We start from the raw sequence: 22943 nt of genomic DNA, 5'->3' as shown, positions 1-22943 counted from the left end.
AGCGTTTTGAATCGACGGTGCAAAGTAGACATAAAAGACTTAGATGCGGTTTAGGTATAAATTCAAATGCAAAAATAATAAGGAAATGCATTATGAAAGTTGAGCTAACGGCAATTGAAGCACGAGTAATTGGTTGCTTGATTGAAAAAGAAGTGACCACCCCCGACCAATATCCCCTCAGTTTGAACGCGTTGACCAACGCATGTAACCAAAAAAGCAACCGTGAGCCTGTGATGGCATTGTCAGAATCTGACGTCCTTGATGCTGTTGATGCGTTGATTGAGCGTCGACTTGTCAGCGATGAGAGCGCTTTCAATAGCCGTGTTAGCAAGTACCAACATCGTTTTTGCAACACCGAGTTTGGCGATCTTAAATTGTCGGAGCAAGAGAAGGGCATCATCTGTTGCATGTTGCTGCGTGGAGCGCAAACGCCAGGCGAGATCCGCACTCGAACCAACCGCCTTGCCACTTTCCACGATGTAAAAGAAGTAGAAGCTGTACTTGAGCATCTTGCTAGCGAAGAGAAAGGCCCGCTTGTGGTGAAGTTACCTCGTGAAGCTGGTAAACGTGAATCTCGTTACATGCACTTGTTCTGTGGTGAAATCGATGTGTCAGCAATGGCTGCGGCAGTTCCGGCTACTTCATCAAGCTCAGAGCGTGTCGCTCAGTTAGAGCAAGAAGTTGCCGAGTTAAGAGAAGAACTCGATGCATTGAAAGCGCAGGTAGAATCTCTACTTTCATGAGTGAAAGCGTTGAGCAGCACTGGAGCGTTTATCTGATCCGCAATAACCGTAATGCACTGTATTGCGGTGTTACCAATGACATCGAAAGGCGATTTAAACAGCACCAACTTGGCAAAGGCGCAAAAGCGCTCAAGGGTAAAGGGCCTCTTGTTTTAGAGTGGTCGACTAGCTTCGACTCAAAAGTAACAGCAATGCGCGCTGAGTATTTCATCAAACAACTAACCAAGAGCAAGAAAGAGCAGTTGGTTGAACTCAAAGCTTTGATTGCCGTGGATGACAATCAGCAAGTGATGTTTGAGTCTTGCTCTCAAAGTTAACGGTTCATCGTGACCGTTTGAGTGCCTGTTTTTCGGATTCTTAAACTTCAATTGTCTTTTATAAGCCGCCAACATTGGCGGTTTATTTGTATTTATTGATACAGCCGACTAATACGGCCGAGCCCGATACATCCGAGCTTCTTGAGATAAAAGCAGAATACCATATGGACTTTGGGTATATCATGTATGGCTATTCTGACGCATAATGGCCCGATGTTCTGTTCCAAGTAGACAAATTTACTATTGAAACAAACACTCAGTGGAAGGTAGATTACAAGAGTAAAGGATGACTCGGCTAGGTCACAAACAGAGCTGAAGTAGGCTCAATAAAAAAGCTAAAAGAGCAATAAATGAATAAAGCGTTAGTATTGTCCCTGATTTCAATTGCCGGCATGTCTCCGGCTTCACAAGCCTCTCAGGTTCTTAACGGCTACTGGGCGTATCAAGAATTCTTAAATGAATTCCCAGAACAGAAACACTTAACGGATGCTCTGGCTGCGGCCGTGAGAGACGATCCTGTACCTATTGCCCCTGAAAAAAGACACCCATTAAAAATCTCCGTTGTTTATCCAGGGCAGCAGATTTCTGATTACTGGATAAGAAACATCGACGCGTTTGAGAAGCGCTTAGATAAACTCAATATTGATTACCAAATCAATCAAGTGTTTACGCGACCTAACGCCGATATCAAACAACAAAGCCTTTCTTTGATGGAAGCACTGAAAAGCAATTCCGACTACTTAATTTTTACACTCGATACGACCCGACATCGTAAGTTTGTCGAACACGTTTTAGATTCCACCAAAACCAAACTTATCCTGCAAAATATCACGACGCCAGTCCGTGAATGGGAAACTCGACAGCCTTTTATGTACGTCGGTTTCGATCACGCTGAAGGCAGTCGCGAACTCGCTGTGGAGTTTGGCAAGCAGTTCCCGAAAAATACCCATTACAGCGTTTTGTACTTCTCTGAAGGCTACATTAGCGATATCCGTGGTAACACATTCATTCACCAAGTGAACCAAGACAGTCAGTTTGAACTACAATCTGCTTACTATACAAAAGCGACAAAACAGTCCGGGTATGAAGCTGCAAAAGCCAGCTTGAAAAAATACCCAGATGTGGAGTTCATTTATGCTTGTTCTACCGACGTTGCGTTAGGTGCCGTCGAAGCACTGTCTGAACTTGGCCGTGAAGACGTAATGATTAATGGCTGGGGCGGTGGTTCTGCTGAGCTAGACGCTATCTTAAAAGGGGAGTTAGATATCACCGTCATGCGTATGAATGATGATACTGGCATTGCGATGGCAGAGGCGATCAAATGGGATTTGGAAGGTAAGCCTGTACCAACGGTGTACTCTGGGGACTTCGAAGTTGTGACCAAATCAGATTCCCCTGAGCGAATTGAAGCTCTCAGAAAACGTGCATTTAGATACTCAGATAATTGATGACAATTACATCAAAGCTAAAAAAGCGTCGCTCGCTGTCGACGCTTATAACTAAAATTATTATTCTCGTTCTTGCTCCGATCATTTTAGGCATTTTCGTTCAGAGTTATTACTTCTCCAAACAGATCATTTGGCAGGAGGTCGACCGAACCAAGCAGCAAACGTCTGCGTTGATTCTGAATATTTTTGAAAGTCATTTTGCAGCGATTCAGATCCATCACGACAGCAATTCGAAAAGTGATGTGATTTTGGATTTTTACTCGGAGCGAAATGAAGAAGCCTTAAATTACTTCTTTCTCAGCATTGATCAGAGTGATCCTTCGCACACGCCTGAATTTCGTTTTCTCACCGACCATCAAGGTATTATTTGGGACGATGGGAACGCGCATTTTTATGGCATCAACGACTCAATGCTGGACGGCCTGACTAGCAAAGTCACGTTCAGTAATAATTGGTATTACGTCACGTCAATCACGTCAATGGGTGCTCGTCACTTGTTGCTACGCCGCGTTCCTGTGTTAGAGCCGAAAACGGGCGAAGTGATGGGGTATTCGTACAATGCGGTCGTCTTGGATAATAACTTCGCCTTGATGGAGAAGTTAAAAAACGAAGGCAACGTCGACAATGTTGTGCTGGTGGCGAACGACATTCCTGTGGCGAGTTCACTAGCGGGGGATGAGTCATACAAAATCTTCGATGTGTTGAAACGCAAAGAGACCCAGAAGAAGTTAGATCAGTTATTGATCATCCAAACGCCGATTGAAGTGAACGCGGCCATCACCAACTTGAAGTTACTTACTGTGCAAGACAACCAGAGTGTTGTTACGCTGCAAATTCAACACTTTTTGGCGATGTTAGCGTCTGTTATTGGCATGATCATGATTGCGCTGATGACCAAAGAGTGGATTGAAAACCGAGTTGTGGAAGAGCTGGGGTCGCTCATGTCTTACACGCGTTCTGCTCGCGAAGAAAAAGGCTTTGAGCGTTTTGGTGGGTCGGATATTGAAGAGTTTGACCACATTGGTTCGACGCTGGAAAGCACGTTTGAAGAATTAGAAGCTCAGAAGCGATCGTTTAGAGACCTGTTTAACTTCGCGTTATCGCCAATCATGGTGTGGTCAGAAGCGGGCGTGCTGATCCAAATCAACCCCGCAGCTCGCAAAGAACTGGTTATCGAAAATGACATCGAAACCATGCATCCTGTATTTAAAGGATTCAAAGACAAACTGGTGCCACATTTAAGAATGGCAGCGCAGGGCGCGACACTGACGGGAGTGAACGTGCCTATTGGTGATAAAGTCTTTCGTTGGAACTTATCGCCAATTCGTGTCGATGGTGATATCAGCGGCATCATTGTTCAAGGGCAAGATATTACAACGCTGATCGAAGCTGAAAAGCAAAGTAACTTAGCACGCAGAGAAGCCGAAAAATCCGCGCAAGCGCGAGCTGACTTCTTGGCTAAAATGAGCCATGAAATTCGCACACCAATTAATGGTATTTTGGGTGTTGCGCAGCTACTCAAAGATTCCGTGGAAGCGGAAGAGCAGAAGAATCAAATCGATGTTCTTCGCCACAGTGGTGAGCACTTACTTGCTGTATTGAATGATATTTTGGACTTCTCAAAGATTGAACAAGGCAAATTCAATATCCAAAAACATCCTTTCTCCTTCGCTGATACCATGCGAACGCTAGAAAACATCTATCGCCCTATTTGCGAAAACAAAGGGGTTGAACTTGTCATTGAAAACCGGCTTGATGGCAATGTAGAGATTTTCACCGACCAAGTTCGTCTGAATCAAATTCTGTTTAATTTAGTCAGTAACGCGGTGAAGTTCACGCCATCGGGCTGCGTGCGTTTACATGCCGAGTTAGAGCAGTTTTATGGCGCAGACAATAGTGTGCTAGTGGTTGAAATCAGCGATACGGGTATCGGTATTGAGTCCGACAAGTTGGATGAAATGTTCGAACCTTTTGTTCAAGAAGAAGCGACCACAACTCGCGAATACGGTGGCAGTGGCCTTGGTTTGACCATCGTGAAAAACTTGGTCGATATGCTCGACGGGGATGTACAAGTTCGCAGTCAAAAAGGGCAAGGAACCACATTTGTTGTTACGCTGCCAGTAAAAGATCGTGAGCGAGTTCTGGCTCCGTTGGATTCGAGCCAACGCGTAAAACCTGCAGAGTTGTTTGATGAAAGTCTGAAAGTGTTGCTGGTGGAAGATAACCATACTAACGCCTTTATTCTTAAAGCGTTTTGTACCAAATACAAGATGCAGGTTGATTGGGCGAAGGATGGGCTAGAAGCCATGGAGTTCTTAAAAGATCACTCTTATGATTTGATTTTGATGGATAACCAACTTCCGCATCTTGGTGGCATCGAAACCACGAAAGAGATTCGTCAAAACTTGAAATTGGGGACGCCAATTTACGCCTGCACCGCCGACACTGCGCAAGAAACCAGTGATGCATTTATGGAAGCAGGCGCGAACTATGTTTTGCTGAAACCCATTAAAGAAAATGCACTCCACGAGGCTTTTGTTGACTTCAAGCAGCGCTTCTTGATTGAACGGACATAGTTTGCTGCCACATTTACGATAGTTTCTTTGTTTACCTAGCCCAACTTAGCTTTTCTGAGTTGGGCTTTTTCTTTCCTGCAATCTGAAGATCTTAATTCTTCACAACCTTTTAAATGCGCAAAAGTTCATTGTGATTTAAATCACAAAAATATTTACTTAGCGTGCTAACTAAATTATATTACTTAGCACGCTAAGTAATTGGGTGCATCTTATGATTCAAGACATCAACATTTTGAGAGATCTGTCCCTTGCCGAAAAACTGTCTCGTGTCGCTCGTTTATGGAAGATGGTTGCCGACCGTGAGCTCGAACCGCTAAACCTAACTTACCCGCGCTGGACGGCGCTTTGGAAGCTGTATCGAATGGGCGACAACATCAGTCAAAAGCAACTTGCTGAAGCGCTTGAGATTGAGCTTGCCTCGTTGATGCGCACGCTAAAACTGCTCGAAGAGCAATCGCTCGTTACGCGACGTTGTTGTGAGCATGACAAGCGAGCTCGAATTGTCAGCTTAACGGACGAAGGCAAAGAGCTGTTGATACAAATGGAAGAACGCATCTTGCAGGTCCGTCGAAAACTGCTCTCAGAAATCAATGATCAAGAGCTAAAGAAATTGGGCTTGATCCTAGAGCAAATTGCTCACAATGCGCTCGATTCACTTGGCGAATAAAGTCAGAAATCCTAATAAAAAAAGAGAAGTAAACGCCTATGACTCCAGACCAAAAGTTCGCGCGTTGGATCAAATATTCTTGCGTCGCGTTTGTCCTTGTCTTTGCCTATTTTCTTGTTGCTGATTTAGCAATGCCGTTAACTCCTCAGGCGATGGCTACCCGAGTGGTAACCAAGGTCGCCTCCCGTGTTAATGGGCAAATCACCCATCTTTATGTGGCAAATAACCAAGAAATTCAAAAAGGAGACTTGTTGTTCCAAATCGATCCGCAGCCATACAAGTTAGCGGTAGAAAAAGCGCAATTAAACTTACAACAAGTGATCCAAAACAATGAGCAGTTGGATGCCTCTATCACGGCAGCCAAAGCGGATGTGGAAGCGAGTAAAATCGTCGCTGAGCAAAAAATCCGTGAAGCCAATCGACTGAATACATTGTTCAGCCGAAATGGTACGTCTCAACAACAACGTGATGATGCGCAGAGTAGTGCAACAGCGGCAAAAGCGAATTTGCTAGCAGCAAAAGCTCGCCTGAAAGAGCTAGAAGTAAGCCGCGGCGAGCTCGGCGAAGCTAACGTCAACGTGCGTGTTGCCCAAAACCAGCTAAAACAAGCGGAGCTTAACCTTTCTTACACTCAAGTAAGTGCCGAGCACGATGGTGTTATCACGAACTTGCAGTTAGAGACAGGTGCTTACGCCGCTGCGGGGACGCCACTTATCGCACTGGTTTCGGATCAAGTTGATATTATTGCGGACTTTCGCGAGAAAAGTTTGCGTCATTTTAACCGAGATAGTCGAGCACTGGTGGCCTTTGATAGTTTGCCAGGAGAGGTTTTTGAAGCCCGCATTACCAGTTTGGATGCCGGGGTAAGCTCGGGGCAATTTGATGCAGACGGCCGCCTCGCGACACCAACAGATTCCAACCGCTGGGTGAGGGATGCTCAGCGTTTGAGATTGCATTTGTCTATCAACGAACAGCTACAAGCTTTCCCGGCGGGTGCTCGTGCGACGGTACAACTATTGCCTGATAGCACGATTTCAGGTTGGCTGGCTCGTCTGCAAATTCGTTTTTTGAGTACTTTGCATTACATCTATTAATTGGGAGGTGGTATGAAATTATGGGACCACCCCATGTCTGAGAACGATTTCAGACAATGCCTACGCATTGCAACTGGCGCAACCATCGGTTTTACACTGTGTAAGCTGCTTGGCTGGAACTACGGTGTGTTTTTCACCGTAACCCCCATGCTTTTGCTCGGTATGGTACCAGTAGTGAACTTGCATGCATCAAGACAGTTAATCTTCTCCGCTGTTGTTTGTGGGCTAGAGGTTGGCATTTTGGGGGGCTTGTTTGGTAGTCATCCGGTGTTGATGACCTTGATTGCATTCTGCTTGTTTCTTTACAAGTTTGCTTGTATGTCAAAAGGGAGTTTGTTTCTATTTGGCGCGAACAGTGTGCTTAGTTTGAGTATCATGCTGCACTTTGCTAGTTACCCGACAACGGATCTGAATGATCTTATTTTTAGTAACTTACAGGCGAACGTTTTGTCCATCATTGTGGCGTATTTAGTGACGTTTTTGATTCCAGATGCGGAACCTCGTCAACCGCCGCCAAAGCCTTCACAAGCCAAACAAAGCCATCGGATGCGACATGAGGCTCTTATGGGGGCGAGTATTGCAACCATGTCCTTTTTGGTGTTTCAGATCTTTGATTTGAACGATTCCATGTCAGCGCAGGCGACAACCTTGTTGCTCCTGTTTCCAATGCACTGGAATGGCGCCTTAGGTTACGCTCGTAAACGGGCGATGGGCACATTGCTAGGCGTGACCTTTGGTATCGTCGGGCAGCTAATTTTGTATGATTGGTCAGATACTTTGCTGTTTATTGTGCCGTTACTTTGGATTGGCGCGATGATCTTCAGTTACATGCATGTGAAAGAATCCAGTGGTTCAGGTGCAGGCTTTGGCGGCCTCACTACTTTAGGGATCTTATTCGGACAGTATCTCACGCCCGATGGTGACCTGATTTTTAGTGCTTTGTATCGAGTCAGCAGCATACTGTTTGCCATCGTGGTCACTTTGCTTGTTACTTATGCCGTGCATCGGTTACTCAACAGCTTTGCCGCAACGCGCTTTAGCCAACCATTGCCTTGACGCGCCTCAGTTCACTAAATCATACGTTGCTGGTCAGAAAGGACTGTTCCAGCAAATTGGTTTTCAAATCTTCAGTCATAGTAATGGGTTGCTCGAATCGAATGCCTATAACCCAGCCTTTGGGTTGCTTCTTTATATTGGCGATCAAGCAAGGATTTTCCTCTCCTATATGAATGCTAAGAGGTGATACCACCGAAACTCGGTCTCCAACCTTAAACTCAGGTTCAATAAAGGTCTGAACACCGACGCCTGCCAGTGAAAAATCAACCAAACTGCCGTCATAAATATTGCCGCTGTGATCGATGGTACAGTCCATTTGCAGCTTGTAACGCTCGTGCTCTCTAACAGGCTTAGTTGCAAACGTACCGGGTATGCGAATAAAGAGCAGAGGGGAAGGGCGAACGGCTGTCATTAGTACACTGGATTTAAAAGCCAACACGTGACCAAGTTCAGTGTCGGAAACGCCGCGTACAATCACATCGGCGTTATGCAGTTTTCTCATCACTTGATCTTCGAGCAATCGCATCGGAATATCGAGGATCAAATAAGAATTTTCTTTTATTCCTAAATAAACGGTTGAGTAGCTGAATTTATCTTTTGGTCCAAATTCGAAGTTAATCGAGAGTTTCATCCCTGGTTTGAGGAATTTATGCAGTACATCTTTCGTATGAGTTGCTGGCATAAGATCTGAGGTTCCAATTTCTGATTGAAAAGAGGCTACCAAAACGCCGTTTTACTCATCAAGTGTGGTTTATAAAAGTTTTTGTCAATTAATCGCTATCTGTGAAGTGGTGGGCGATAAGTTTGAGTAAGTTCATGCTTCATAAAGATTTGGCTGGCGACTACGCTACCGCAAGTGACTAGAATTAACGCGATCCAAGTTAGCGAATCCGGTTGTTCGCCAAAGATTGGAACGGCAAGCAACGTTGCGACAACGGGAGTGAGAGACCCAAATGCGGCGCTGGCTTCAGCGCCAATGATTTTTATGGCATAGATAAACGTAAACGATGCGATAAGCCCTGCGCCGACACCTTGTAGCATTGCATGGCTAAACAGCTCCTCCCAAGGCCAACTCGAGATAGGCGTTACCGCTAAATAACTGTCTATCCAACCGAACCCGACTGCGATGATAAGCATAAGTAACGAGACAATGGCGACAAAACCCGCGCATACATAAGCGTTGAGGTTGGCTACGCGTGCACTGATAGTAAAAACCGCCCACATCAAGCTGCCAACTAAAAACATCGCGTGCCCTTGAAGTTGAGACCAGTTGTATTCCTCCCCGATATTAGATAGCAGAAACACAAAAATACCCAGCAGTACGGTGGAAAGACCAATAATGCGGTGATGACTCAGCGATTGTTGATAGAACAAGACTGCAATGGCAGAAACAAACAAAGGTAACGTGCCAGGTATTAAGGCGCTACCATGCGCGACGGGAGCGAAATGCATGGCAGTGCCCGCTACAAGTAAATAAGGTAAACCGCTACCCAAGACAATACCAGTAAGGTATTTGTTGGGAACGGCTTTTAGGGCGGCTTTATGTTTCATTACAAAAGGCAACAAGATTAGGCTAGGAACGAGAAAGCGCACCAAAGCAATATCAGCAGGTTGTAGTGCCGAAATTGCCCCACCTTTGAGCGAAATGAAAAAACCAGACCAAAGCAGTACGGTCACTAAAATTGCAGCGTATCCCAAAATCATCGTTGTCGCGTCCATGTGTAAAGTTCGCTGTAATTATTGAACGAAACTGACGCATCATGTTGGCAAGATGTGACGTACTTTGTTTCAGTATTGGTGTTAAACTGCGTTTAATTAATTAAATTTAGTGATTTTTGGCAAAGGGAGTTGGCATGGACAAAATTGATAGGCAGTTACTTCATCTCATACAGAAAGACGCCACATTAACGACAGCGGAGCTCGCTGACCAAGTAGGGCTCTCTGCTTCACCATGTGCGAGGCGCTTAAAACGTCTTGAACAAGAAGGGGTTATTAGCGGATATCGAGCAATGATCTCACGTGGCGCAGTAGGTATTGCGATGACGGTGTTCGTTGAAGTGAGTTTGAATAACCACCAAGCGTCGTCAATCGATGAGTTTGAAACCGCAATCGTCGATATGGATGAGGTGATTTCTTGTCACGTCGTATCTGGCGCTTACGATTATTTATTGGAAGTGGTCAGTAAAGATCTTCCCGGATACGAAAGCTTCACGAGAAAGCTGCAAAGGTTAGAAAACGTCAAAGACATCCACACACACCTTGCTATTCGGCAGGTAAAAGGAAATGGCTGTTTACCCATTTAATTTGATCATTGTACTGTAGTGAGCAAGAGGGGAGATAAATGAAGTGGCTCGATAGATTGAAGATTGCCAACTACCACCGCAAGCGTTACAAACAATTTGGTAATGATAAAGCGCGTACGCTGGGTTGGCAGGACGAATATAGCCAAATCAGCCGATTTGAAGCGCTGACTCGTAGCCTTTGTTTAGAGGCAGTTAGTATTCTCGATATTGGCTGTGGCTTTGGTGATCTGCTTGAATATATTGAGAGCCAGAATCAATATCCAGCGCGCTATGTCGGCATTGATCAGCAGAAGCAGTTCATCACAAAGGCCAGAAAGAGAGCCTTTAAAACGCCTGTTAATTTCATTTGTGGCGACTTTTCTAAGCTTGTTCTTCCTCAAAGTGATTATGTGTTTGCGTCAGGTTCATTAAACTACAAATCGAGCAATGCCAATCATACGATTGAAATGATTGAGAAGATGTATCGAGCGGCTCGAATAGGCTGTGTGTTTAACTTACTCGATGAAGAAAAGCTGCCGAGTATGAGAATGCTAGAATCGCATAACAAAGTGGGGGTGTTGCGCTATTGCCGATGGCTATGCCCAGATGCGCAATTAATCGAGGGGTACTCAGACCACGACTTCACGATTGTCATGATCAAAAAAGCGGAGCCAGTTTCCTAACTCCGCTTCATAAACTTTTAAGCCTTATTGGTGTTTGTACTGTGAGATCTTACAGTCACCAGTTTGTCTATCAACCTTAAATGAGAACGCGGCTGAATGGTATTCCCTTCCATCACTCCAAATTGTTTCTCCGAAGATTTTACATAGGTCCAAATCGCTAATTGAACCGAACTCTTTTACGTGCCTAACTACTGACAAAAACTTGGCTTTGGTAGCATTAGGACAATCCCTGTTACTTAATCGATTGATAACCATTTTTGTAGCATCATCTCCAGCCAAATGTGACTTTTTATTAAATTTTGTTAATGGGTAAATTAACCAAAAAACGCGCGTAAGTAAAGCATTATTGTGACGTATGTCTCTATAAAATGGCTGGTTTGGTTATTGGTTAATCAATTTTATTAAGGGGAACAGTCCCATTTTGTAACAGTTTAATGGCGAGAGCCTTGGGCGTATTTTAATGCACTCGCTTCTTTGTCATAAAGGTGGGCCAATCCCAGAAATTGCGAGGAGAGGGTCGTATAGTCTTTAGCCAGTTGTTGAGCGTTTTCTCGATACCATTCTGCACTGATTTGGTTCGCTGTTTCATTAGTATGTCTGCAACTTTGAGCGAGCTTTTCCCAGCCATTGGCTGCCCACTGCGACTCGGTACTAAGCTTGATAAGCTCATTTGCTTTTTGCGTTAACTCTTCTTTGTACTGAACCGAGGCTTTTAGCTGATTTTGGAACAGGTTTTGATTGTACTTAGCGCGCCATAACAAACTGAGTTCATCTGTGGAAAAAGTTTGCGAAAGCAGTTGGCGCTGCTTGTGTTCACTTAACAAGGTGTTGAACACCTTAACATGCTGATTGTAGTTGGACTCTAAACGGTTGAATTGGGTAAGATTGTCATTCCAAGAAGATGGATTACATTGAACATTGGCGAACCCTAGCAAAGGGAACAAGATAAGTATCAGCATCCAATAGTGTTTGTTGATCATGATTGCTCACGTAAGTTAACCGTCTCTAAACAGTATAGATGGCGAGATAAGCACAAAGAATAAAAAGGAAAAGAACATGAAAAAAGTTCTCATCGCAGTGTTGATTCTTCTGCTGCTGGGTGGCGCGGGTGCTGGTTACTATTTCTTTTTTATGCAAAAAGACGAACCTGAAAAGCCTGTTGCGGCTAAAACGGAAAAGGCGCCTTTAGATACAGGGGATGCCTCCAAACCCATCATGGATTTAGAAGCGCCAGCTCCTGAAATCACGGAATATTACGTTATCGAGCGTCGCGTTAACGTTTACAACAAGCCTGATGATAAGTCTCTGATAGTTGATGCGCTTTACAAAGGCGAAAAAGTGTCTGTGCTGGAAAAGGTCGAGGGTTGGTTTCGTCTATCTGACTACATCGTTTACGAAGATGGTGGAGAAGAGACTGCGGAATGGGTCAACTCGAAAGGTCTCTCTGACGCTGAGCCTGTCATCAAAGAGCAAGAGCGATTAGAGATCTTGGATGGCTACCTACAAAAGTCAGACGATTTGAAGGAGCATTTAGATATGTTCCGAAACAAAACCCAGCAATTGCTGAAAGATGAAACGTGTGATCCTAGTGATTTTGAAGAGCTCGGAGGTTGGGTTCGTTCTGTGACGTTCAAAAAGCGCAATGTTTACTTCATCTATTGCGGCGGTTTGGAGCAAGAGAACAAGATCTACTTAGATGTCGATAAGGGTGAGCTTTTTTATCGGTAACTTACGACCGATTACATTGGTTCTCTAAAGACGTTTTGATAAAAGCAATGACGATACAAACCTGAAATCAGAGATTTATAACTTTTTAGTTGTGAACCATAATCAATAGGAATACTATCATTGAGCCAAGTGACCTAACTTGGCTCTTTGTGTTTTTAGTGAGTTCCTATGCCTTGGATTTACCTTAGAAAATTGATTTTGCTGCTATTTGCAATGGTATTGCTACCAGTGCATGTATCTGCTGCGCAAATCGATCACAAGGCTCACGTACCGCACTTTTCTAAGCTACAACCTTTTGTAGCTGCTAGTGTATCGCCAAACTCTTCCGTCGATTTCTCTGAAGTTTCAGAAGAAAGTTCTCAATCTCCAGTATCTGAAGGTCATGCAAGTCTCGATTCCGTTGCTTTGTTTAACTCTCAACGCTGGACGTCTTACTTACGAGAAGGGCTTGATGACGAGCACGTAGATTTTGTCGGCGATCTCACGACTCCGTTTTACGCTGATGCGGGTTACGCATACAGCTTGATGGACATTAACTGGCGTCACAACCAGTCCACATTTTATCATTTCACAAGCGATCATCGCATTTCTGGTTGGAAAGAGACCAATGCCATGTACGTCGCACTCAATAGTCAGTTCTCTGCCTAAACACCATCTATTTGCACCATTGTGCACTCTTAACACGACGATTGTATTCGACAGGACGTGAGCGTTCTGAGCATTTCATACCCTGAATTTATTCTGGGAGCATCTGTCGTGTGTTAAGCCTTGTTATTAAAAGCTTCACTTCATCGTGAAGGGATGATGTTTACATGAAAAAAACACCAAAGCAGCAAAAGAACAGAAAGCTGATGAATCACTACTCAGCTTGGAAATATGTCGTATTAATCACGACGGTCATTATCTTAACCTTAAGTGCGATCCCAACTTGGTTTGGCGAACAGCCTTCTATCCAGTTGACGTTTGCGGATCAAAACAACAGTGAAATGTCGGTTGTTCATCTGAATCAACTGCTAAAAACCAACCATATTTCAGCCGACAAAATCATTGAAAAAGACGGCAAAACAACCATTGTATTCGATGGTGAAGATGCGCAAAGTAAAGCTCGTGCGTTGTTAAACAAAGAGCTAAATAAAGACGACAGCATCACTTTCTCATACGTATCGGTTGCGCCAGAATGGTTGAATGAGATGGGCTTTAGCCCAATTAAACTCGGTCTTGACCTTCGTGGTGGCGTTCAGTTCTTGTTGAATGTTGATGTGCATAAAGCGTTTGAAGAGCAACGTGATGCGTTGATTGATGAAATCAAAGCGAATTTACGTGATCAACGTGTTCGTGGTGTGCAAGTTCGAGCAGAAAGCGGCAACCGAATTACGGTAAACAGTGACAGCGAGCAAGCATTGTCGGAAGTGAACAAGTTCTTGCGTCAAAATTACCCTGGCTGGATTTCAAAAAGTTCATCTCGTGGCTTTGTGCTTGAACCGAGTGAACAAAATATCCAAGAATTTCAATCGTCGACTCTTCAACAAAACTTGAAGATCATGCGTGGTCGTATTGAAGAACTTGGTATCACAGAAGCACTAGTGCAACGCCAAGGTAAAGAGAGCATTCGAATTGAACTCCCTGGTGTACAAGATCCTGCTCAAGCGAAAAACGTTATTGGTGCAACAGCAAGCTTGGCGTTTTATGAAGTGAAAGATGCGAGCCAAGCACACAGCAGCCAAGATCTTGTTCTTCAAGACAATGACGGTCGTACTGTGATTTTGGCAAAACGACCAGTCCTAACGGGTGAGCACATCGTAAACGCTCGAGCTGGTGTCGACAAAATGGGTATGTCAGAAGTAAATATTTCTCTTGACCACGCCGGTGGTAAGAAAATGAGCGACTTCTCAGCAACTCACATCGGCAAGCCAATGGCGACCGTTTACCGAGAGTACAAGACAAACGATCGCGGTGTAACCGAGCGTAGTGAGCGCGTTATCAGCGTCGCGACTATTCAATCTCAACTTGGTAGCCAGTTCCGTATTACCGGAGCAGGTAGCATGGACGATGCGCAGCAGTTAGCGCTATTACTTCGTGCGGGTTCACTAACCGCGCCAGTTACTATTGTGGAAGAGCGTACTATCGGCGCTTCTCTGGGTGCGGAGAACATTGAAAACGGTTTTGCAGCACTGGCTTTAGGTATGGGTTTAACACTGACCTTTATGGCACTTTGGTACCGCCGCTTAGGTTGGGTAGCAAACGTGGCGCTTTGTGCCAACATGCTTTGTTTGCTTGGCCTAATTGCTTTGTTACCAGGTGCGGTGCTAACGCTTCCTGGCATTGCAGGTTTAGTGTTAACCGTCGGTATGGCAGTGGACACCAACGTTATTATTTTCGAACGTATTAAGGACAAAATGCGTGAAGGTCGCAGCTTCGCTCAAGCGATTGATCTAGGCTTTGACAGCGCGTTCTCGACCATCCTTGATGCCAACATTACTACTATGATCACCGCCGTGATTTTGTACGCCATCGGTAACGGCCCAATCCAAGGCTTTGCCTTAACACTCGGATTAGGTTTGTTAACCAGTATGTTTACAGGCGTATTTGCCTCTCGAGCAATGATCAATTTAATTTGGGGCCGCGATGCCCGTCGTGATGTGAGGGTTTAATCATGGTCGAAATGCTAAAACAAAATATTCGTAAAATTCGCTACTTTACTACGCTAGTTTCCATCATTTTGACGGTGATCGCGTTAGTCGCTCTAGGCTTTAAAGGGTTGAACCTCGGCTTGGATTTCACTGGTGGTATGGTGACAGAAGTAAAGGTAGATAAGCAGCTAACTAACCATGATCTGCTTGATGTACTGCAACCAAAACTTGGTGAGTCAACGTCAGTAACTCGTTCTGGTGAAGATGGCCGTTGGGTGATCCGTTACTCTGCGCCGGAAGAAGGGCAGACATTACCAAGCGTGGCAGATGTACTTAAGCCAATCTCTCACCAAGTTGATGTTGTCAGCAACAGTATTGTTGGCGCTCAAGTTGGCCAAGACTTGTTTGAACAAGGTGGCTTAGCACTGTTGATTTGTGTGTTGAGTATTCTCGGTTACTTGTGTTTCCGTTTTGAGTGGCGTTTGGCAAGCGGTTCACTGTTTGCTTTGGCCCATGATGTGATCTTAGTGCTTGGCTTCTTTGCAATTACTCAAATGGAGTTCAACTTAACCGTTTTTGCTGCTGTGCTGGCGATTTTAGGTTACTCATTGAATGACTCGATCATCATTGCAGATCGAATCCGTGAGCTGTTGATTGCGAAGCAGAGTTGGAAAACAGAAGACATCAATGACCAAGCTGTTATCGCGACGTTTTCACGCACCATGGTGACATCTGGTACAACACTGATCACCGTTGGAGCATTGTGGATTATGGGAGGAGCGCCTTTGGCTGGTTTCTCAACCGCGATGTTTATTGGTGTTCTGTCTGGTACATGGTCATCGATTTCGATTGGTACCGTGCTGCCAGAGTGGTTGAAACTGGAGCCGAAACATTATCTGCCTGTTGAGATCGACGCTGCGCCATAGCATCGTTTTTTTAAGGTAAAAGTGCTTGCGCCACTCATTTTGAGTGGCGCTTTTTTTGAGCTTATTTCACGCGCATCAGACGATGTTTTACCCGTCCCAAATCGAACTCTAAGATCTGTGAGCGCTTCATTGCTTCGACTTTATTCAACATCGACTCTTGGTAGCCTTTTTTCTTCATCCACTGAAGAGGTTCAGAGAAAGCATCTTCATTAACGACATAAGACTCGCCTTTATGCTCTCCTGCATAGACGTTCACAATCCAAACTCGGGCTTGAAAATCTAGTACTTCACTCATCACTTGCGTGAACTTTTGAAAGAGGTTTTTCATTGCTTTTAGTTCCGCTCTAACTCACAAACAGCCAAATACCAACGCCCATCATCAACGTGCTTGCGAAACGGTTCATCAAACGTACATTTTTTGATTGGCCTAAAACACGTTTAAGCCCTTTACCGCCTGTCGCATACAGTGACATACAGATGAACTCGAACAGCAGAATGATCGAGACTAAAACCATGAGCTGTGGCGCTAGGGCTTTGCTCTGGTCGATGAATGGAGGCAAAAGTGAGATCATAAATGCCCAACCTTTAGGGTTCGCGATGGCGGTAACGAAGCCCTGCAGAACCAAATTCCAGTTACCTTTAGGTGGTGAAGTTGAGTTCTCCAAATTGATCGCGAGTTTGCCTCGAGATCGCCACATTTCGATACCTAAATAGAGCAAATACGCACCGCCGGCAAATTTGAGGACGGTAAATAGCCACGGATAATTGAGCATAACTGCGGCGATGCCGAGTACCGCAGAGACGGAAACCAGAGCGACTCCGGCTAACTCTCCAATCATCATCCACAGTGTCCGGCGATAGCCGACACTCATTCCCAATGTGAGTGCCAACGTCATGCACATTCCTGGAGTAATCGAGACGAAAAAGAAAGTGGGGATGAACATACTGAGCAATGCAAGATTCATATCTGTTGATGACTTAGTGATTAAAGAGAAGCCACAAAGATAGTGCAAAGCGGGAGAGGATGCTACTACAAAGCGAACGGTTGATTTTTGTGTTAGTTAGCTGATGTTATTCGGATATTTAAAATTAAAATGAAATTATATTTTAATCTCTGCGTCATAATAGTGCGTATTGCACCAGTATGAGACAAACTCTTATATCGATCTTCGATTAAATATATTTAATTGTTTATATTTTTTCGTTGTTTATTTTCATTGTTCTAAATAGCCATGTTGATAACTAAATTATCATTAAATGCAGTAATTAAATGATATGTTTGATAATTGTCTTTACTGATATTTGAATTATTATTCTAATCTTGTTTTTGCCATAATCATTTAGACTTAAAATTCAGATCTTAAATCATGACATAATGTAACGTCTGCCGTTCTGTATGTAATCATATGATATATAAGGATTATTTTGCTGTATTGGTAGGCTGGTGTTTCAGGTAAGTACTATTAAAAACAATGAGTTATGAAGAGTTAACTATTTTATAACATTTCATGTGTAATGAGATCTAAATCAATCTTATGCAAATGGATTAGTTTTTTATTTGAAATGTAATATTTCTAGGTTAACTTAAAATAAAAGACAGCACAGGATTGGTTGTCAAAAGAATAAATAAACACGTCAGTTGGTGAACTATTTCATCAGTGTATTAAGTTTGCTTTTTAAATGCCGTTAAGAATGGAGTCTTCAATGAAGAAAGTCGCTTTGATCACTGGATCAAAAGGCGGAATTGGTTCTGCTATTTCCTCTCAATTAGTCAATGACGGTTACCGTGTAATCGCTACTTATTTCACAGGTAACTACGAATGTGCGCTGGAGTGGTTCAACAGTAAAGGGTTTACCAAAGATCAGGTTCGCCTTTTTGAGTTGGACGTAACAAACACCGCTGAGTGTGCGGAGAAGTTAGCGCAATTGCTTGAGGAAGAAGGAACCATTGATGTTGTTGTCAACAACGCAGGTATCACACGCGATGGCGTGTTTAAAAAGATGACTGCGCAAGCTTGGAATGATGTCATCAATACCAACCTCAATAGTCTATTCAACGTTACGCAACCCCTATTCGCAGCAATGTGCGAAAAAGGTGGTGGTCGTGTCATCAATATCTCTTCAGTCAATGGTCTAAAAGGGCAGTTTGGTCAAGCAAACTACTCGGCGGCGAAAGCTGGGATGATCGGTTTCTCTAAAGCCTTGGCATACGAAGGCGCTCGCTCGGGTGTGACGGTCAATGTTATCGCTCCGGGGTACACCGGTACGCCAATGGTTGAGCAAATGAAGCCAGAAATGTTGGAATCCATCACCAACCAAATCCCAATGAAACGCCTTGCGACACCAGAAGAAATTGCAGCATCAGTGAGCTTCTTGGTCAGCGATGCGGGCGCTTATATCACCGGTGAGACTTTGTCGGTGAACGGCGGCTTATACATGCACTAAGGAGATAAGATGATGGAAAAAGTATTTATCGTAGCGGCGAAGCGTACCCCAATTGGCGCTTTTGGTGGAAGCCTGAAAAATACCTCAGCTGGCGATCTGGCAGCAGTAGCGATTAAGGGCGCGTTAGAAGCAGCAAAGTTGGCTGGCGACAAGGTTGACGAAGTGATTGTCGGTAACGTTGTTGGTGCAGGTCAAGGCATGGGTGTTGGCCGCCAAGCGGCATTGTTTGCTGGGATTCCTGAATCTGTTCCTGCATACGGCGTAAACATGGTTTGCGGTAGCGGTATGAAAGCGGTCATGGACGCAGTTTCTCATATCCGTAGTGGCGATGCAGAGATCGTTGTTGCGGCGGGTGTTGAGGTCATGTCTCAGATTCCGTTTGCCGCACCAAGCAGCATTCGTGATGGCAACAAAATGGGCAATCTGGAGCTGAAAGATCTGCTCGTAGCGGACGGTTTAACCGACGTTTACAACCAATATCACATGGGTGTGACGGCTGAAAACGTAGCAAAAGAAATCGGCCTAACTCGTCAACAGCAAGACGAATATGCGTTGTCGAGCCAACAGAAAGCGGTTGCCGCTATTGAAGCAGGTAAATTCAAAGACGAAATTGTGCCAGTGGAAGTGCAACAGCGTCGAGAAACCGTACTGTTCGATACCGATGAATACCCAAAAGCGAACGCAACAATGGAAGCTTTAAGCAAGCTGCGTCCTGCTTTTGACCGCGAAGGCACAGTGACTGCGGGTAATGCGTCGGGCATTAACGATGGTGCGAGTGCGATTATCGTTGCGTCTGAAAGCGCAGTTAAAGCGCACGGATTAACGCCGCTTGCCGAGATCGTAAGCTACGCGCAATCGGGTCTTGATCCGAAGATCATGGGCTTAGGTCCAGTTGAGTCGGTCAATAAAGCACTCGCAAAAGCGGAACTCACAGTAAACGACATCGACGTTTACGAGTTAAACGAAGCATTTGCAGCGCAAGCACTTGGCGTGATTCATCAGTTGGCGGAAACCAACCAAGTTCCAGTTAATGCGATTCAAGATAAAGCGAACTTTAACGGCGGTGCTATCGCGCTAGGTCACCCGCTTGGTGCATCGGGCAATCGAATTTTAGTGACGCTTGTTCACGAGCTTCATAAACAAAATGGTCAATATGGTGTTGCTTCACTTTGTGTGGGCGGCGGCATGGGCACGGCTGTGGTTGTAAAGGCAGTTAAGTAATTATTTAAACGGACATTTTTAATTCTTTCTCTAGGAGATAAACCATGTACACTGATTTTTTCAAAACATTTAGCGATCAAACTGAAAAAAATCTAGAACCTTACTTGAAGTTCAACAAGCTAGTGACAAAAAACGTAGAAGTGTTGACTGAGCTTCAACTGAACGCAATTCGCACTTACAGCGAAGTGGGTCTAAACCAGATGAAAGCAGCGTCAGAAATCAAAGACGTGACATCACTAACTGCTTTCAACAGCCAACAGTTAAGTGTGCTTACTAAGCTTTCTCAGCAAATGATGGATGACAGCAACAAGCTTCAAGCCATTGCAAAAGAGTTCAAAGAAGACGTTGAGAAAATGACTTCGGAAAATCTAAAGACTGTTACTCCTGCGTAATTTGTCCGATTCTCGCCGCCCTTAGATTTGGGCGGCGTTGTTTTTTCCGAATATAGGAGTAAGACTATGTTTCAACACTTCTTTTCGGACTATCTTGTGAAGCTTCAGGAAACCAATCATCAGTGGTGGCATGATTTCGAAGTGAACAAGGCAGTCGTGAACTCTCCTTTAAACAAGGCTATGCAAGAAGTGAACTTTGAGGATACTGCCAAACTGTTCGAACAAGCTGCGAATCAGCCTGCTGCGATTTTAAAGCTGCAAGCACAGTGGTGGGAACAGCAACTGCAAATTTGGCAGAATGTTGCATTGGCGGGGAATCAAGCACAAATCATTGAAACTGAAAAAGGGGATAAGCGTTTCTCAAACGAAGCGTGGCAAAATGAAGCCATGTATAGTTTCATCAAACAATCCTACCTTTTATTCAGTAAGACCTATCTTGATACCATCGAGTCTTTGGAAGGCTTAGACGAAAAGACGAAAGAACGCATTATTTTCTTCTCTCGCCAAGCCATTAACGCCCTTTCTCCTTCCAACTTCATCGCAACTAACCCAGAGCTTTTAAAGCTGACACTTGAGCAAAACGGTCAAAATCTACTGGCTGGCTTAGAGCAGTTGAAAGAAGACGTTGAGTCGAGCGCAGACATTTTAAAAGTGCGTATGACGAACAACAACGCTTTCCGAGTGGGGGATGACGTTGCGACAACCGCTGGTGATGTGGTCTTTCAGAATGAGTTGTTTGAGCTTATTCAATATCGTCCGTTAACCGAAAAAGTCAACGCGACACCACTGCTTATCGTTCCGCCTTTCATCAACAAATACTACATTCTTGACCTCACTGCGAAGAACTCGATGGTTCGCTGGTTGCTTGAACAAGGCCACAGTGTGTTCATGATTTCTTGGCGTAATCCAGGTAAAGCGCAAGCGCATGTTGAATTTGGTGATTACGTTACTGAAGGCGTTGTGAAAGCGGTTTCTGCGATTGAAGAAATCACAGGGCAAGAGCAAATCAACGCGGCAGGTTACTGCATTGGTGGTACGGTTTTAGCGAGCACTGTTGCGTACTATGCAGCAAAACGTATGAAGAAGCGCATCAAATCGGCGACGTTCTTCACAACGCTTTTGGATTTCTCTCAACCGGGCGAAGTCGGCGCGTACATTAACGACACAATCATTAGCGCTATCGAGACGCAGAACAACGCAAAAGGTTACATGGATGGTCGTTCACTGAGCGTAACATTCAGCTTGTTGCGTGAAAACAGCTTGTACTGGAACTACTACGTCGACAATTACTTGAAAGGTAACAGTCCGGTTGATTTCGACTTGTTGTACTGGAACAGCGATAGCACCAACGTTAGTGCCGCGTCTCATAACTTCTTGCTTCGCGAGCTCTATCTAGAGAACAAACTCGTGCAAGACAAAGGCGTTAAAATTGGCGGAGTGTGGATTGATCTCAACAAGATCAAAATTCCTAGCTATTTTGTGTCGACGAAAGAAGATCACATCGCGCTTTGGCAAGGCACATACCGAGGTGCATTGCACACTGGCGGCAATAAGACCTTTGTATTAGGCGAATCGGGCCATATTGCTGGTATTGTTAACCATCCTGCTAAAAACAAATATGGCTACTGGTTAAATGACACTCTTGATGACTCAGCTGATGAGTGGTTGAGCAATGCAGAACACAAAGAAGGTTCTTGGTGGACGCATTGGAACGAATGGTTATTGCAATACAACCCGCAAGAGCAGGTTGAACCATTCGCTGTGGGCTCAGAAAATTACCCAGTGATTGATGAAGCGCCAGGACAATACGTTAAGCAAGTTCTGCCAGTGAAAGAGTCTTAAAACTCCCTATAGCAATAATCTTTAGCGGCCTACATGGTCGCTTTTTTTATGGTTGGATAAGCGATCATTACGCTATCAAAAAAAGCGCCGAGCATTTGCTCGGCGCTAAGTGTCAACAAAATAGGCAATAAAAAGTTGACGGGGTAGAGATGAACTAACCTTGCGGTTAAACCTCTTTATCCTTACCTAGTGAGAGTAGCCATAAAGAGACTGCTGCTACTCCTACAAAGCCGGAAAGAATAATCACTGGCATTGCGCTGTATCCAAGGATATGCCAAATCACAGATTCTAAAGTACTCATGGTTTGTCTCCTTATTGCCAGCCTTCAACGCCACTCATGTCAGGCAGCTTGTGAGCAATACCTTTGTGACAATCTACACAGGTCTTGTCGCCAGAAGCTAACGCTGTTGAGTGTTGAGCCGCAGCACGCGAGCCCTGCTGTGAGTAGTCCATGTAATCAAACTCGTGACAGTTACGACACTCTAGAGAGTCATTCTTCTTCATACGAGCCCATTCGCGCTCGGCTAGATGGCCACGACGAGCTTGGAACTTCTCTGGTGTATCAATGGTACCAAGAACGTAGTGCGCAAACAGTTCTTTTGACGCTTGAACTTTACGTACGATCTTATCTGTCCATTCATGTGGTACGTGACAGTCAGAACAGATTGCACGAACGCCTGAACGGTTAGAGTAGTGGATCGTCTCTTGGATTTCTTTCACGATAGGTGCGTGACACCCAGAACAGAATTCTTCCGTGTTCGTTGCTTCCATACCCGTGTTGAATGCGCCCCAAAACAGAAGACCACCGGCAAAGCCTAAGAATAAAACCACACCAGCGGCAGCTTTACTTGGGTTCTTCAGTCTCTTCCAAAACGCTTTAAGTATTTTCATAA

25 protein-coding genes are annotated in these 22943 nt (G+C 44.5%); 17 read left to right on the top strand and 8 right to left on the bottom strand.

Annotation, left to right across the window (positions count from 1 at the left end; genetic code table 11):
* The first annotated feature begins 92 nt into the window (after positions 1–92).
* The 7 genes from UF05_RS18065 to UF05_RS18035 all read left to right on the top strand — a co-directional run bounded on the left by UF05_RS18065 (position 93) and on the right by UF05_RS18035 (position 7901).
* The gene (locus UF05_RS18065; protein ID WP_045546220.1) at positions 93–743 is read left to right on the top strand and encodes a YceH family protein; all 651 of its coding nucleotides are present in this window, start codon (positions 93–95) and stop codon (positions 741–743) included.
* On the top strand, positions 740–1060 hold the full coding sequence (locus tag UF05_RS18060; protein ID WP_005463466.1) for a GIY-YIG nuclease family protein: 321 nt from the start codon (positions 740–742) through the stop codon (positions 1058–1060). Before UF05_RS18065 ends, UF05_RS18060 begins: the two co-directional genes overlap by 4 nt.
* Positions 1061–1410: 350 nt before the next feature.
* The gene (locus UF05_RS18055; RefSeq protein WP_005463467.1) at positions 1411–2508 is read left to right on the top strand and encodes an autoinducer 2-binding periplasmic protein LuxP; all 1098 of its coding nucleotides are present in this window, start codon (positions 1411–1413) and stop codon (positions 2506–2508) included.
* Positions 2508–5084, top strand: coding sequence for a quorum-sensing autoinducer 2 sensor kinase/phosphatase LuxQ (gene luxQ / locus UF05_RS18050; RefSeq protein ID WP_005463469.1), 2577 nt, complete (start codon positions 2508–2510; stop codon positions 5082–5084). The genes UF05_RS18055 and luxQ overlap by 1 nt, the downstream gene beginning before the upstream one ends.
* A 211-nt stretch (positions 5085–5295) precedes the next feature.
* Positions 5296–5751, top strand: coding sequence for a MarR family transcriptional regulator (locus UF05_RS18045; RefSeq protein ID WP_005477342.1), 456 nt, complete (start codon positions 5296–5298; stop codon positions 5749–5751).
* Between the two features lie 38 nt (positions 5752–5789).
* Positions 5790–6845, top strand: coding sequence for an HlyD family secretion protein (locus UF05_RS18040; RefSeq protein WP_045546219.1), 1056 nt, complete (start codon positions 5790–5792; stop codon positions 6843–6845).
* Between the two features lie 12 nt (positions 6846–6857).
* The gene (locus UF05_RS18035; RefSeq protein WP_045546218.1) at positions 6858–7901 is read left to right on the top strand and encodes a DUF2955 domain-containing protein; all 1044 of its coding nucleotides are present in this window, start codon (positions 6858–6860) and stop codon (positions 7899–7901) included.
* Positions 7902–7920: 19 nt separating this feature from the next.
* On the opposite strand, the gene UF05_RS18030 is transcribed toward UF05_RS18035, so the two are convergent.
* On the bottom strand, positions 7921–8583 hold the full coding sequence (locus UF05_RS18030) for a flagellar brake protein (RefSeq protein WP_045546217.1): 663 nt from the start codon (positions 8581–8583) through the stop codon (positions 7921–7923).
* 95 nt (positions 8584–8678) lie between these two features.
* A complete protein-coding gene (locus UF05_RS18025; protein WP_024700028.1) occupies positions 8679–9605 on the bottom strand; it encodes a DMT family transporter in 927 nt (308 codons plus the stop codon).
* 149 nt (positions 9606–9754) lie between these two features.
* Between UF05_RS18025 and UF05_RS18020 the strand changes: the two genes are divergently transcribed.
* Both UF05_RS18020 and UF05_RS18015 read left to right on the top strand, forming a co-directional pair.
* Complete coding sequence (locus UF05_RS18020; RefSeq protein ID WP_005485150.1) at positions 9755–10204, top strand: Lrp/AsnC family transcriptional regulator; 450 nt, start codon at positions 9755–9757, stop codon at positions 10202–10204.
* Positions 10205–10242: 38 nt separating this feature from the next.
* Complete coding sequence (locus UF05_RS18015) at positions 10243–10866, top strand: class I SAM-dependent methyltransferase (protein ID WP_005485201.1); 624 nt, start codon at positions 10243–10245, stop codon at positions 10864–10866.
* Positions 10867–10890: 24 nt separating this feature from the next.
* Here the strand turns inward: UF05_RS18015 and UF05_RS26770 are convergent, their stop codons facing one another.
* Together UF05_RS26770 and UF05_RS18010 are read right to left on the bottom strand one after the other, a co-directional pair.
* Positions 10891–11121, bottom strand: a complete 231-nt coding sequence (locus UF05_RS26770) for a hypothetical protein (protein WP_025621960.1) — start codon at positions 11119–11121, stop codon at positions 10891–10893.
* Positions 11122–11297: 176 nt separating this feature from the next.
* Complete coding sequence (locus UF05_RS18010) at positions 11298–11846, bottom strand: hypothetical protein (protein ID WP_025534894.1); 549 nt, start codon at positions 11844–11846, stop codon at positions 11298–11300.
* 76 nt (positions 11847–11922) lie between these two features.
* Here UF05_RS18010 and UF05_RS18005 point away from each other — a divergent pair, with 76 nt between their 5' ends.
* The 4 genes from UF05_RS18005 to secF all read left to right on the top strand — a co-directional run bounded on the left by UF05_RS18005 (position 11923) and on the right by secF (position 16150).
* Positions 11923–12594 (top strand): SH3 domain-containing protein, encoded by a 672-nt coding sequence (locus UF05_RS18005; RefSeq protein ID WP_045546216.1) that lies wholly within the window; start codon positions 11923–11925, stop codon positions 12592–12594.
* Positions 12595–12762: 168 nt separating this feature from the next.
* Positions 12763–13242: a hypothetical protein gene (locus tag UF05_RS18000; protein ID WP_005477272.1), complete on the top strand. Its 480-nt coding sequence runs from the start codon at positions 12763–12765 to the stop codon at positions 13240–13242.
* A gap of 164 nt (positions 13243–13406) precedes the next feature.
* Entirely contained in the window at positions 13407–15245 is a 1839-nt protein-coding gene (secD, locus tag UF05_RS17995) for a protein translocase subunit SecD (RefSeq protein ID WP_045546215.1), read from the top strand.
* A 2-nt stretch (positions 15246–15247) separates the two neighbouring features.
* Positions 15248–16150, top strand: coding sequence for a protein translocase subunit SecF (secF, locus tag UF05_RS17990; RefSeq protein WP_005463489.1), 903 nt, complete (start codon positions 15248–15250; stop codon positions 16148–16150).
* 61 nt (positions 16151–16211) lie between these two features.
* On the opposite strand, the gene UF05_RS17985 is transcribed toward secF, so the two are convergent.
* Positions 16212–16478, bottom strand: coding sequence for a hypothetical protein (locus UF05_RS17985; RefSeq protein WP_025509074.1), 267 nt, complete (start codon positions 16476–16478; stop codon positions 16212–16214).
* A 16-nt stretch (positions 16479–16494) separates the two neighbouring features.
* Positions 16495–17115, bottom strand: a complete 621-nt coding sequence (locus UF05_RS17980) for a LysE family translocator (protein ID WP_045546214.1) — start codon at positions 17113–17115, stop codon at positions 16495–16497.
* Between the two features lie 739 nt (positions 17116–17854).
* Here UF05_RS17980 and UF05_RS17975 point away from each other — a divergent pair.
* From UF05_RS17975 to phaC, 4 genes are all read left to right on the top strand, one after another.
* On the top strand, positions 17855–18595 hold the full coding sequence (locus UF05_RS17975) for an SDR family oxidoreductase (protein ID WP_045546213.1): 741 nt from the start codon (positions 17855–17857) through the stop codon (positions 18593–18595).
* A gap of 12 nt (positions 18596–18607) precedes the next feature.
* Positions 18608–19816: an acetyl-CoA C-acetyltransferase gene (locus UF05_RS17970; protein WP_045546330.1), complete on the top strand. Its 1209-nt coding sequence runs from the start codon at positions 18608–18610 to the stop codon at positions 19814–19816.
* A gap of 44 nt (positions 19817–19860) precedes the next feature.
* Positions 19861–20208 carry a phasin family protein gene (locus UF05_RS17965; protein ID WP_005398278.1) on the top strand — a complete coding sequence of 116 codons (348 nt, stop codon included), beginning with the start codon at positions 19861–19863 and terminating at the stop codon, positions 20206–20208.
* Between the two features lie 66 nt (positions 20209–20274).
* Positions 20275–22050, top strand: a complete 1776-nt coding sequence (gene phaC, locus UF05_RS17960; protein ID WP_045546212.1) for a class I poly(R)-hydroxyalkanoic acid synthase — start codon at positions 20275–20277, stop codon at positions 22048–22050.
* Positions 22051–22216: 166 nt separating this feature from the next.
* Here the strand turns inward: phaC and UF05_RS25045 are convergent, their stop codons facing one another.
* A complete protein-coding gene (locus UF05_RS25045; RefSeq protein WP_005463497.1) occupies positions 22217–22351 on the bottom strand; it encodes a TIGR02808 family protein in 135 nt (44 codons plus the stop codon).
* 11 nt (positions 22352–22362) lie between these two features.
* Positions 22363–22941, bottom strand: coding sequence for a NapC/NirT family cytochrome c (locus UF05_RS17955; RefSeq protein ID WP_005463498.1), 579 nt, complete (start codon positions 22939–22941; stop codon positions 22363–22365).
* Positions 22942–22943: the final 2 nt, after the last annotated feature.

This window comes from Vibrio sp. S457-15 (assembly GCF_000960545.1).
Taxonomy (GTDB): domain Bacteria; phylum Pseudomonadota; class Gammaproteobacteria; order Enterobacterales; family Vibrionaceae; genus Vibrio; species Vibrio parahaemolyticus.
This window is presented reverse-complemented; position numbering and strand designations above follow the sequence as displayed.